This is a genomic window from Mycolicibacterium litorale (assembly GCF_010731695.1).
Lineage (GTDB): Bacteria > Actinomycetota > Actinomycetes > Mycobacteriales > Mycobacteriaceae > Mycobacterium > Mycobacterium litorale.
Genome location: NZ_AP022586.1, coordinates 4,515,730 through 4,527,978 on the forward strand (window position 1 = coordinate 4,515,730; position 12,249 = coordinate 4,527,978).

The 12,249-nt window shown below is 70.1% G+C and carries 10 protein-coding genes; 5 read left to right on the forward strand and 5 right to left on the reverse strand.

Annotated features, from left to right (window positions below; all coding sequences use genetic code 11):
• Positions 1-18: 18 nt before the first annotated feature.
• Genes G6N30_RS21500 through G6N30_RS21510 form a run of 3 tightly spaced genes read left to right on the forward strand, consistent with a single transcriptional unit; the run spans position 19 to position 1,908 of the window.
• On the forward strand, positions 19-633 hold the full coding sequence (locus G6N30_RS21500) for a biotin transporter BioY (RefSeq protein ID WP_134059105.1): 615 nt from the start codon (positions 19-21) through the stop codon (positions 631-633).
• Positions 626-1,309 carry an energy-coupling factor ABC transporter ATP-binding protein gene (locus G6N30_RS21505; protein WP_134059108.1) on the forward strand — a complete coding sequence of 228 codons (684 nt, stop codon included), beginning with the start codon at positions 626-628 and terminating at the stop codon, positions 1,307-1,309. Before G6N30_RS21500 ends, G6N30_RS21505 begins: the two co-directional genes overlap by 8 nt.
• The gene (locus G6N30_RS21510; RefSeq protein WP_134059111.1) at positions 1,306-1,908 is read left to right on the forward strand and encodes an energy-coupling factor transporter transmembrane component T family protein; all 603 of its coding nucleotides are present in this window, start codon (positions 1,306-1,308) and stop codon (positions 1,906-1,908) included. Before G6N30_RS21505 ends, G6N30_RS21510 begins: the two co-directional genes overlap by 4 nt.
• 26 nt (positions 1,909-1,934) lie before the next feature.
• Here the strand turns inward: G6N30_RS21510 and G6N30_RS21515 are convergent, their stop codons facing one another.
• From G6N30_RS21515 to G6N30_RS21535, 5 genes are all read right to left on the reverse strand, one after another.
• Entirely contained in the window at positions 1,935-2,858 is a 924-nt protein-coding gene (locus tag G6N30_RS21515; RefSeq protein ID WP_134059344.1) for a LysR family transcriptional regulator, read from the reverse strand.
• 46 nt (positions 2,859-2,904) lie between these two features.
• Positions 2,905-5,289, reverse strand: coding sequence for a CaiB/BaiF CoA-transferase family protein (locus G6N30_RS21520; RefSeq protein ID WP_134059114.1), 2,385 nt, complete (start codon positions 5,287-5,289; stop codon positions 2,905-2,907).
• A gap of 3 nt (positions 5,290-5,292) precedes the next feature.
• Positions 5,293-6,489 carry an acyl-CoA dehydrogenase family protein gene (locus tag G6N30_RS21525; protein WP_134059117.1) on the reverse strand — a complete coding sequence of 399 codons (1,197 nt, stop codon included), beginning with the start codon at positions 6,487-6,489 and terminating at the stop codon, positions 5,293-5,295.
• A gap of 3 nt (positions 6,490-6,492) precedes the next feature.
• Positions 6,493-7,599, reverse strand: coding sequence for an acyl-CoA dehydrogenase family protein (locus G6N30_RS21530; protein ID WP_134059120.1), 1,107 nt, complete (start codon positions 7,597-7,599; stop codon positions 6,493-6,495).
• A 241-nt stretch (positions 7,600-7,840) separates the two neighbouring features.
• Complete coding sequence (locus G6N30_RS21535) at positions 7,841-8,917, reverse strand: GGDEF domain-containing protein (RefSeq protein WP_134059123.1); 1,077 nt, start codon at positions 8,915-8,917, stop codon at positions 7,841-7,843.
• 457 nt (positions 8,918-9,374) lie between these two features.
• Between G6N30_RS21535 and G6N30_RS21540 the strand changes: the two genes are divergently transcribed.
• Both G6N30_RS21540 and G6N30_RS21545 read left to right on the forward strand, forming a co-directional pair.
• Entirely contained in the window at positions 9,375-10,556 is a 1,182-nt protein-coding gene (locus tag G6N30_RS21540) for a cellulase family glycosylhydrolase (RefSeq protein WP_234880296.1), read from the forward strand.
• Between the two features lie 57 nt (positions 10,557-10,613).
• Complete coding sequence (locus G6N30_RS21545) at positions 10,614-12,191, forward strand: FMN-binding glutamate synthase family protein (RefSeq protein ID WP_134059129.1); 1,578 nt, start codon at positions 10,614-10,616, stop codon at positions 12,189-12,191.
• The last annotated feature ends 58 nt before the right edge of the window (positions 12,192-12,249 follow it).

The following is a 12,249-nucleotide window of genomic DNA, read 5'->3' on the forward strand; positions in this document are numbered from 1 at the left end:
GCGGCCATAATCTTCGGCGTGGATGCGAAGGTGGGCGCGCGGCGCCGGTGGGCCGTCTCGGCCGGCGACCTGACCCAGGCGGCGGTGTTCGCCGCGCTGATCGCCGCACTCGGCCTGCCGGGGACCCTCACCATCGGACCCAGCGGGGTGCCGATCACCGTGCAAACCCTCGGGGTGATGCTCGCCGGTTCGATCCTCGGCCCGCGCAAGGGCGCGCTGGCTGTCGCACTGTTCGCGATCCTCGCCATCGCCGGACTGCCCATCCTGGCCGGCGCCCGCACCGGCCTGGTGTCGCTGGCATCCCCGACCGCCGGTTTCTTCGTCGGGTGGCTACCCGCCGCGGTGGTGATCGGCGCGCTGACCGCGCTGATGATGCCGCGGTACCGGGTGCTGTGGGGCATCGTGATCAACGTCGTCGGTGGGATGGCGGTGATCTACGCGTTCGGCACCGTCGGCCTGATGATCCGCGCCGACCTGAGCTGGTGGGCGGCGCTGTCGACCAACGGCATCTATGTGGCAGGCGACCTCGCCAAGGCGGTGGTGACGGCGTTGGTCGCCGCGCAGGTGCACCGCGCCCGGCCCGGCCTGATCGCCCCCTGGGGGCGGCGCCGGGCCGCGACCGCCGATGACTGACGGCGTCGTCTTCGAGGGGGTGGCGCACGCATTCGGCGACCGCCCCGTCCTGCGCGGCATCTCGCTGACCCTGACCGAGCGCCGCGTCGGGGTGCTCGGCGCCAACGGCAGCGGCAAGTCCACCCTCGCGCGGATGGTCAACGGGCTGGTGCTGCCTGACCGTGGCACGGTACGCGTCCACGGCCTCGACACCCGGCGGGCCACCCGCAAGGTCCGCCGCCAGGTCGGATTCGTCTTCACGGACCCGGACCGGCAGATCCTCATGCCGACGGTGGCCGAGGACATCGAACTGTCGCTGTCGCGGCACGGCCTGAGTCGCGAGGAACGCACCGAGCGCACCCGGCGGGTGCTCGAACGGTTCGGCCTCGCCGGGCACGCCGACCACCCCGCCCATTTGCTGTCGGGCGGGCAGAAGCAGCTCCTGGCGCTGGCGGCCGTGCTGGTCACCGAACCGCGCATCGTGGTGGCCGACGAACCGACGACGCTGCTCGATCTGCGTAACGCGGCGATGCTGCGCGCCGCGTTCGCCACGCTGGACACACAGCTGATCGTGGTGACCCACGACCTGTCGCTGGTCGACGACTTCGACCGGGTGATCGTCCTCGACGAGGGGGAGGTCGTGGCCGACGACGTGCCCTCGGTCGCGCTGGCGGCCTACCGGCGGTTGATGACGTGACGACGCTGGGGGTGTACCGGCCCGGGAGCTCGCTGCTGCACCGTGTGCCGGCCGGGGTGAAACTGGTCGGTCTCGGCGGGCTGATCGCGCTCATGTCGATACTCGTCGACACGCCCGCCGACCTCGGCATCGCGGCCGCGGGCCTGCTCGTGGTCTTCGCGGCCGCGCGGATGAGCGCCAGAGACGTTGTGACACAACTTCGTCCGGTGTTCTGGGTGGTCGTCTTCATCTTCGCCTTCCAGCTGCTGTTCACCGACTGGCGGCGCACGCTGGTGGTCTGCGGCGTCCTGCTGCTGTCGGTCGCGCTGGCGGCCGTGGTCACCGCCAGCACCCGCACGACCGACATGCTGGCCGCCATGACCCGCGCGATGCGGCCGCTGCGCCGCATCGGTTTCCCGGTGGATCAGGTCGCCCTCGCGCTGGCGCTCACGATCCGGGCGATACCCCTGATGGTCGAGACGGTGCGCCAGGTCGAGGAGGCGCGGCGCGCCCGTGGCCTGCGGTTCTCCCCGCGGATCGTGGTGGCGCCGGTGGTCGTGGCGGCCCTACGTACCGCCGACGGTTTCGCCGAGGCGCTCGCCGCGCGCGGCCTCGACTGACGCGTCGCGGGGCGGCGTCGGGCGTTTCAGCGCCGCGCCAGGTCCACGGCGGTCGCCAGCTGTTCCACCGCGTCCTCGAGCTCCGGCTGCGACTTCGCCCGATCCTTGGCCCACGCCAACGCGATCTCGGCGGGCGGCCACTTGTCCCCGTCGATCGGGATCAGCTTGAACTCGGGCGGCGAGAAGATCCGGCCGATCGCCGAAGCGGGCGCGTAGCTCACGATCGCCACCAGGTGCCGGTGGGAAACCTGCGCCGCCATCTCTAACTCCCCGCCACGCTGGTTCGTGGTCCGCACGATCCGGTGCACGCCGCGCGCGTTCAGTTGCCGCGTCAGCGCCGCCAACACCACCGGGTTGGGCCGCGCGAAGTCGATCACCACCTCGCGGTCCCTCAACTGCTCGACCGCCACCGTGTCGTAGGCCGCCAGCGGGTCGTCGAAGCGGACCGCCACCGCGCCCGGGTAGGCGGCGATGACCCGGTGTGCGAGACGTCTGTCGTTGGCGGGCAGGTGGATCACGCCGATCTCCAGGTGTCCGGAGACGAGCTTGGCGATCACCTCAGCGGCCGACCCGGGGACGCTGAACACCGACGGATTCGGCAGCTCCGCCGCGGCGGCTTCCACCTGGGACAGCAGGTCCGACGGCGCGTACGCGGTGGCGCCGATCCGCAGCGCCGGTGCCCCCTGCAGCGCCTGGGCCGCGGTCGCCTTGAAGTCGTCGACCTGACGGAGGATGTCCCGGGCGGGACCGATCAGCCGCTCGCCCAGCGGCGTGAGCCGCACTTCGTGGTAGTTGCGTTCGAACAGCGGCCCGCCGAGTTCACGTTCCAGCAGCTTGATCTGCTTGCTCAGCGGGGGAGGGGTGATCCCCAGCCGGTCAGCGGCACGCGTGAAATGCAGTTCGTCGGCGACGGCGACGAAGTACTTCAGCCGCGTGAAATCGAGCTCCAACACACCTCGTCCGACGATCCGTTTGACTGGATCGTACGGAACCGCCTCAGACCCGACGCGCCTCCGGTGCCGTCTGCAACACGCCGCGCTCGAGCAGACCCGCCACGGCCGCATCGTCCAGGCCGAGCAGCGTGGTCGCGATCTCGACGGTCTGCTCACCGAGCAGCGGCGCCTGTCCCAGCGGCGGGTCCGCGATGCGCTCGGAGTGCAGCTGGGCGTTCTCCAGCACGTACGGCTCCTTGCCGTGGGGGTGCAGCTCCTCACGGAAAGCGCGGCGCTGCGCGTAGTACTCCCACTGCGGCAGGTCGGCGGCCTGCATGACGGCCCCTGCGGGCACACCGGCCGCTTGCAGGAGGATCATCCCGTCGGCGGGTGAACGCCGGCATGTCCACTCCGAGACCGCCTGATCGATACGCGTCCGGTAGCGGTCGCGGCCCGCCTTCGTGGCGAGCTCGGGATCGCCGGCCAGGTCCGGCCGCTCGAGCACTCCGCAGAGCGCCCGCCAGTCGTCGTCGTCGCGCACGGTGACTGCCAGCCAGGCGTCTTCACCGTCGGCGCGGAACAGACCCCATGGCGCGTCGTACGCCGCGGCGTCGGACCGTTCGTGTCCGTCGCGGGCGAGCGCCTCACCGGCGATCTCGGCGGCGAGGTGGCTGAGCATGACCTCGGACTGCGCGATGCTCGCCGCACCGCCCTGCCCGGTTCGCTCGCGGCGCACCAGCAGGCTCAACGCGGCCACGACGCCGATGCGCGCACTGACGTGGTCGGGATACACGGTGACGGTGTCGCAGAACTCATCAGGATCCGACGGATAGACCCATTGTTTGGTGAAGCCGGCCGCGGCACGGACCAGCGGGCCGTAGCCGAGTCGCTGCGCCCACGGCCCGGTCGGGCCGAACGCCGAACTGTCCACGACCACGATGCCGGGGTTGACCGACATCAGCGTGTCGTGGTCCATCGCGAGGCCCGCGGCGACTCCGGGTTTGAAGTTCGTCAGGACGACGTCGGCCTCCTCAACGAGCCGGTGCGCGAGGGTCCGGCCCTCGGCGGACCGCAGGTCGATACCGATCGCGCGCTTGTTGCGGTGTCCGCCTGCGAAGCTCGCGTTCATCAGGTTGCGGCCCGGGCGCATACCGTCCGGGAACGCCGCGTTCTCGATTTTGATGACGTCGGCGCCGAGATCACCGAAGAGCCTGCCGGTGTCGGCGCCGACGACGATCACGCCGAGATCGAGCACCCGCAGGCCCTCCAGCGGTAGGCCCTGATCGGTTCGCCTGCGCTGAGCCAGGATCGGCGCACTGGTCGGTCCCCGCTCGGCGTGAACGGGTGCGGTGACCGCGTACGCGCGCTGTCCGTCGACCTCGACCACCCCCCGGGGAACCGGGGCGACGAGCCCGGGGGAGAACTCGGCATGACCGAAAAACCCTCGCGCCGTAACCTGTTCGGCGGTCAGCGCCTCGGTCATGCTCAGCACCGCAGCGGTCGGCACCCCGTGCTTCTGACCGTTCTGTTCGAGATCGGCGCGCGTCTTGTCGGCGCAGAACGCCCCGATCGCCGACCACAGGGACGCCGACGTCAGCCGTTCCCGCAGACCCTCGAACCGGGGATCGGCGAACTCCTCCGGCCTGCCCATCCACTCGAACATGCCGTGCCACTGGCGTTTGGCCAGTAGGCAGATGCGGATGTAGCCGTCCCGGCAGGCGGTGATCGGATAGCGCAGCCGCTCGGCCGCCCAGTTGCGATTCTGTTGCGCGACAGGAACTCCCGCCGACGCCGTGCCCATCGTCCCGAACGGCGGGTCCAGTGCCTGCATCGCGCCCTCGACGATCGCGAAATCGATGCGGTCCCCGGCACCGGTGCGCAACCGGTCGAGCAGGACGCTGAGCACCGCCACCGCCGCCTGGGCGGCCGCGACGTGGTACGGCAGTTGTTCGCCCGGCGGGACCAGCGGCTCCCGGCCCGGCATCCCCGAGCGCGACAGTTCACTGGTCAACGCGTGCAGCACCGGGGTGGTGGACTGCCAGCCCGAGAAGTCGTTGTCGCGGCCGAAGTCGCTGAGCGACAACACGATCAGCCCCGGGTGGGCGGCGCGGATCTCGTCGACCCCGAGCAGGCGTTCCGCGGCGGATCCGGGCCGGGTGTCCTCGATGAGGATGTCGGCGGCGTCGACCAGGCCGTCCCACCGCTGCCGGCCGGCCGGTGTGGATGCGTCGATTCCGAGGGGCGCCACGCCCAGCCGATTGATGGCCGTCGCCAACGCCACCGGGCCGAACCGGGGACCGACCTCCACATTGCCCGTGACCCCGGCCAGCTCGACGGCCGTCACGTGCGCACCGAGGTCGGCGAGCAGGCGGCCGACCGCCGTCATCGGACCGGAGGACAGGTCGAGGATCCGGATGCCTGCCAGCGGCGGATCGTAGGAGGAGCCCACGGGTCAGTTCCGACGGGCGTCGCGGAAGGGGATATCGCGGTCGACCTCGGGTTCCTTGGGCAGGCCGAGGACTCGCTCACCGATGATGTTGCGCTGGATCTGGTCGGTCCCGCCGCCGATCGAGGTGAAGTACGCGTTGAGCGTCAGGAAGTTGATGTCGTCGGCCTCGGGGTTGTCCGGTCCGGCCAGCAGCGCCTCCGCGCCGATGATCTCGGTCTTCACCCGCGCCTCGGTGTGCAGGATGTTCGACATCGCCAGCTTGCCCAGCGACATGATCGAACTCGACGTGCCCTGCGAGGTCGACGCCTTCGCACGGGCGTTGTTGAGGCGGTTGAGTTCCCGCAGCGCCAGCACCGTGACCAGCGAGTCGCGGATCACCGGATCGTCGAGGCGGCCGTGTGCGCGGGCGAGTTCGACGAGGCTGTCGGCTCGCGAACTGTTGCGCGAGCCGCGGCCACTGTCGCCCATGATCGACCGCTCGTAGGCCAGTGCCGTCTGGAGCACCCGCCACCCGTTGCCGGTGCCGCCGAGCAGATAGCCGTCGGACACCCTGGCGTCGCTGATGAACACCTCGTTGAAGTGAGATTCGCCGGTGATCTGCACCAGCGGCCGCACCTCGATACCGGGCTGCTTCATCGGCAGGATGAAGAAGCTCAGACCCTTGTGCTTGGGCACGTCCCAGTCCGTGCGGGCCAGCAGCAGCCCGTAGTCGGCCGTCGCCGCGCCGGACGTCCACACCTTCTGGCCGTTGACCGCCCACTGGTCGCCGTCGCGGACGGCGGTCGCATGAACGCCGGCCAGGTCCGACCCGGCGCCGGGCTCGCTGTAGAGCAGACAGGTGCTCGCCCGCTCGGTGAGGAAGTCGCGCAGCAACTCCTGTTTGAGGGCGTCGGTGCCGAACGTCAGCACGGTGTTCGCCGGAATGCTGTACTTGTCGCGCCGGGCGCCCGGCGCCCTGGCGGCCCGGAACTCCTTCTCGATGGCGGCGGCCAGGTGGTTCGGATAGCCGCGGCCGAACCATTCGGTCGGATAGGTGGGCACCGCGTAGCCGGCGTCGAGCACCTTCTCCAGCCAGGCGACGCGCTCGGGAGAGGCCACCCAGGGATCGGTCGACTTGGGCAGACCGGTCCAGTTCTGCTGGAGCCAGCCGCGGACCTCGGCGCGCAGTTCGTCGGCGCTCGGATTCTGGGTCTCGGTCATGGGTCAGGCGCCTTTCGACTGGAGGTAGCGCTCACGGTGCAGGCGGGGGCCACCGAACAACTGCATGCCGGTGCGGGCCCGGCGCAGGTACAGGTGGGCCGGGTGTTCCCACGTGAAGCCGATGCCGCCGTGCATCTGGATGGCCGCGGCGGCGACGTCCTGGTACGCCTCCGCGCACGCGAAGCCCGCCAGCGCGATCGCCCCGTCGGCGGTGTCGAGGTCCGTCTGATCTGCCGACGCCTTCTGAGCGGCGGCATTCTGAGCGGCCGACGTCGCGGACTCGACTTTCAGCAGCAGATCGGCCGCCATGTGCTTGAGCGCCTGGAAGCTGCCGATGGGCCTGCCGAACTGGATGCGGGTCTTGAGGTAGTCGACGGTGATCTCGAAGATGCGCCGCGCCCCGCCGGACTGTTCACCGGCCAAGGCGATCACGGCGAGGTCGAGCGCCTGCTGCACCGCATCCCACCCGGCCGCGCCCAACCGCCGCGCCGGGGTGTCGGCGAACGTGAAGGTGGACAGCCGCACGGACGGGTCGAAGACCGTGGCGGCAACCCGCTGGAAGCCGGAGGCGTCGGGCTGCACCTCGTAGACGCCGATCCCGTCGGGGCCGCCGGCAACGACCAGAATGACGTCGGCCACCTGTCCGTCGGTCACGAAATGCGCCGCACCGGTCAGTGCGCCGGTATCGGTGGCGTGCACGCCGACGCCCTCGGCCGTCCAGGTGCCTGCTCGGCCGGTCACGGCGACGGTCCCGATGGCGCTGCCGTCCGCCAGGCCGGGCAGCAGCCGCTGCTTGTCGTCGTCGGAGCCTGCCGCGGCGATGAGCGCGGAGGCGAGCACCGCGCTGGACAGGAACGGTGACGGGAGCAGGGCGGCGCCGGTCTCCTCGGCCACCGCCTCGAGTTCGGCGGGCCCGAGCCCGACACCGCCGTACTCGGTGTCGATGACCAGGCCGGTGACACCCTGGTCGGCCAGCCGGCGCCACAGGTCGCGGTCGAAGCCGTCGTCGCCGGCCAGGACCCGCCGGACGTCCTGTTCGGTGCACCGGCTGCGCAGCAGATCGCGGACCGCCTCCCGCAACGCTTCCCGTTCGGCGACGTCGATCGTCATGGCCCAACCGCCTTCCTGTCGTCGCTGACAGCTTCCGCGCCGATTGGGCAGGTGTAAATCATCAGTTACGACACCCTCGGATTTCCGATGGCGACATGCCTTGATCTACTACAGAGCGTAGTGCTTCACTGGATCCGCTATCGGATCGCCGGCCAGCACGACGTCTGCCCCGTGCCGCCTCCCGAAGTGCGCAAACGCTTCCTCGACGCGCCGGGCTGACGCCTGACGGCGGCATGCGATCTCAGGTGGACGCGCGGGTGGCGTGCTGGATCTGGTTGCCGCCCCGCCGCTTGGCGGCGTACATGGCGGTATCGGCGTCGGTGACCAGGCGCTGGAATGTCTCGTCGGCCTGCTCGGACCTGACGTCGCGCAGCGGAACCGTGGCGGTGCCGACGCTCGCGGTCACCCGGAATGGCGTCGACGTCACCGCCGCGCACAGACCCTTCGCCCATTCGGTCGGGACCGCCTCCGTCACGATGTCGGCGATCAGGAACTCCTCACCGCCCATGCGGCACAGCAGCGCGGTGTCGGCGCACGCGGCGGTCAGTGCCTCGGCGACGTCGACCAGCGCGGCATCTCCGCTGGCGTGGCCGTGTACGTCGTTGATGGCCTTGAAGCGGTCGAGATCGATCAGCGCCACCGCCAGGTAGGCCCGGTCGGCGCGGGCGACCAGCCGCCCGACCACCGCGTGGGTGAACGCCCGCCGATTGAGCAGCCCGGTGAGCGGATCGCGGTCGGAGCGCAGCAGGTCGGTGCCCAGCGAGCGGACGATCACCTGGATGGCGAACGGCACGCCCACGTTCAGTTCGAGCACGAGAAAGTAGCCGGACAGCGCCAGCACGGCTTCTCCCTCGCTCGCCAGCCGGACCGCCTGCCATGCGCCGACCGTCATGGCCAGCACGAAGTTGACGAGCATGTACCTGGCCGTGTGGAAGAACGCGATGTACCCGCCGGAGACCGCCAGCGCGGTGCACGACATCAGCCCGATCAGCGGTTGGGCCTGCCAGAGGCACCCGAAAGCGATCGTCGCGCTGCCGATCGCCGCGAACAGCACCGACTCGGTTCTGGTCGGCCAGCGCTTGAGCCACAGCACGGCCAAACTGAGTCCGGCCAGCGCCGCGACGACCGCGAACGCCAGGGCTATCCGGTCATCGATCGACGCCGGCCCCCACAACGCGTTGATCGGCACCAACGCGAGTGATGCCGCCACAATGGCCATGCCCCGGCGCATCGGCGCGGCCATACCGCGTGTTTGCAGGTAACCGCTGAGCCAGTCGAAGTGATCCGGCTGGTGCCACCACTTGGCCACCCATTCCATCGACAGATCCCCCCGAGCCCCACGCCCCGGTGCGTGTTTGCTCAAAATACCGCTGACCCGGAGCAGGAACTGGCGAACGCAAGTATTCGGGGTGCCGAAGCGACGCCGGCGTCACCAGCGGATTCGCCGGGCCATGCGCGACATACGCGACTCCTGAGACGCAGGCGGTCCGCGACGTCGGGGCCCCGCACCGGCCGTGACGTCCGCCACACCATCACCTGAAAGTGCCTGGTGCCGACGGTATTTCGGATCAGCGCGGCGAACGGCACCCGCATCGTTGTAGCGCTCGGGCCCCCTGGGTACGACACCCTTGGCGGGAGCGTCGAGACAACTGCGGCGCTCCCGATGACTGTCCGAGAGGCACCTCGCGCCGCCGAGAGAGCGTGCATCGCGTGCCTGCGCCATCCGCCGGGGAAATGGCGTCCGAACCCGAGATCCGAAAGCAGGGCACTGCTACGTGACACCCACACCCGAGCACCGGAACGGGGAGATCCATCGCCGCACCCTCGGGCGCCGCACTGCGCTCAAACTGCCGGCACTGCTGACGGCGTCGGCCGCGGCGTCCCGGCTGCCCCGGGCGTCGGCCGAAACCGGCCGGTGGTCCGCGGAGCGCGCCCACACCTGGTACCGATCCCAGGGCTGGCTGGTCGGTGCCAACTACATCACCTCGAACGCCGTCAACCAGCTCGAGATGTTCCAGGCGGCCACCTTCGACCGGCGGCGCATCGACAGTGAACTGCTGCTGGCCCGCCGCATCGGGCTCAACACGGTGCGGGTGTTCCTCCACGATCAGCTGTGGGCACAGGACCGCAACGGGTTCGCGCGCCGGCTCGCGCAGTTCGTCGCGATCGCCGCGCGCCACGGTATCCGCCCGCTGTTCGTGCTGTTCGACTCGTGCTGGGACCCGTTCCCGAAGCTGGGCCGTCAGCAGCCGCCCCGGCCGGGAGTGCACAACTCCCGGTGGGTGCAGAGCCCGGGCGCCGAGTACATCGCCGATCCCCGCTACCGGCACGTCATGCGCGATTACGTCACCGGCGTGCTCAAACAGTTCCGCAACGACGAGCGCGTCCTGGGCTGGGATCTGTGGAACGAACCCGACAACCCCGCCAACCAGTACCGCGCGGTCGAGCGCAAGGACAAATTCGACCGGGTCGCCGAACTGCTTCCGCAGGTGTTCCGCTGGGCACGGGAAGTGGCTCCCGTGCAGCCGTTGACCAGCGGAGTATGGGACGGCGATTGGGACCCCGCGCGTCGCAACACCATCGTGCGCATCCAGCTCGACAACTCCGACGTGGTGACCTTCCACAACTACGGCGATGCCGACGAGTTCGACGCGCGGATCGACGAGCTGCAGCCACTCGGGCGGCCCATCATGTGCACCGAGTACCTGGCCCGTGGATTCGGCAGCACCATCGAGGGCGTGCTGCCCGTCGCCCGGCGGCGCAATGTCGGCGCGTACACCTGGGGTCTCATGTCGGGCAAGACCCAGACCCACCTCCCGTGGGATTCGTGGGAGAAGCCGTACACGGCACCGCCCGACGTCTGGTTCCACGACCTCCTGCGGCTCGACGGGCAGCCCTATCGGGACGGCGAGATCCGCGCCATCCGGTGGCTGACCGGCCGGGGCGGCCCCGCCTGAGGCGGCCGGATGGGCGTTGCGGGTTTCGCCGCCGGGATGCCCGGAAACACTGACGCCATGAGCCGGGCCGTTCGTGGTCTCGCCGCCGCGGCCGCCTCGACTGCGGCGGCCGTCGGCCTGCGAGACCTCTTCCAGCGCAAACACGCCCTCCTGCGGAACTTCCCGATCGTCGGGCATGCGCGATATCTGCTCGAAGCCGTCGGCCCGGAGCTACGCCAGTACATCGTCGCCGCCAACGACGAGGAGCGTCCGTTCACCCGCGACCAGCGTCGCTGGGTGTACGCGTCGTCGAAGAAGGAGAACAACTACTTCGGCTTCGGGACCGACAACGACGTGGAGCACTCGAGCGGCTACCCGGTGATCAAGCACCGCACCTTCGGCCGCAACGGCCCGGCGTCGGCGCCGAGGGCCGGGCACGAAGTCGAGTTGCCCAGCGCCAAGGTGATCGGCGCCGCCCGCCAACGGCCGGGGGCGTTCCGGCCCGCATCGGTGGTCAACATCTCCGCGATGAGCTTCGGCTCGCTGTCCGGCAACGCCGTCGAGGCGCTCAATCGCGGCGCTGCCCTCGCCGACTGTCTGCACAACACCGGTGAGGGCGGGATCTCGCGCTTCCACCGCTGCGGCGGTGAACTGGTCTTCCAGCTCGGCACCGCCTACTTCGGCTGCCGCGACGAGGAGGGGCGCTTCGATCTCGAGCGGCTCAAGGACGTAGTGGCCGGAGCGCCGGTGCGGGCGCTGGAGATCAAGCTCAGCCAGGGCGCCAAACCGAGCCTCGGCGGATTACTGCCGGCGCCGAAGGTGTCCGCCGAGATCGCCGCCGCCCGCGGTATCCCCGAGGGGCGCGACTGTGTCAGCCCGTCACGGCACGCGGAGTTCTCCGACACCGACAGCCTGCTCGACTGGGTGGAACTGCTCGCGGCCGAGACCGGTCTGCCGGTGGGCATCAAGTCGGCCGTCGGTGATCTGGAGTTCTGGTACGAGCTCGCCGACCTGATGCGCGACACCGACCGCGGTGTGGACTTCGTGACGATCGACGGCGGCGAGGGTGGCACCGGGGCGGCGCCGCTGATCTTCACCGACTCCGTATCGCTGCCGTTCCAGCTGGGCTTCGCGCAGGTGTACCGCATCTTCGCCGAGCGGGACCTGCACGAGCAGATCACGTTCATCGGCGGCGGAAAGCTCGGCCTGCCGGACAACGCGGTGGTCGCGTTCGCGCTCGGCTGCGACATGGTCAACGTCGCCCGGGAGGCGATGCTGGCGATCGGGTGCATCCAGGCGCAGAAGTGCCATACCGACACGTGCCCCACCGGCGTCGCGACCCAGAACGCGTGGCTGGCCCGAGGGCTGGTGCCGGAGGTCAAGGCCGAACGCGTCGCGAATTACATCAAGACGCTGCGCCGCGACCTGGTGAAGGTGGCCGAGGCCTGCGGGGTCCATCACCCCGGCCTGATCGGAACCGATTCGGTGGACATCCTCGACGGCCGCACGACGTCCACACCGCTGCACGAGGTCTACGGCTACACACCCGGCATGGGTCTGCCGTCGCGGGCCGACTGCGAGGAGATCACCCGGATGATGACAGCCGGGAAGACGCACGGTGGCTCTGCGCCGCCGTCGGCGTCGGCGGTGGGGTGATCAAGCCGGATGTTTCCGCCCCGGGAAAATGCCCTTGACGGCCTGGGCGCTGCGTTGC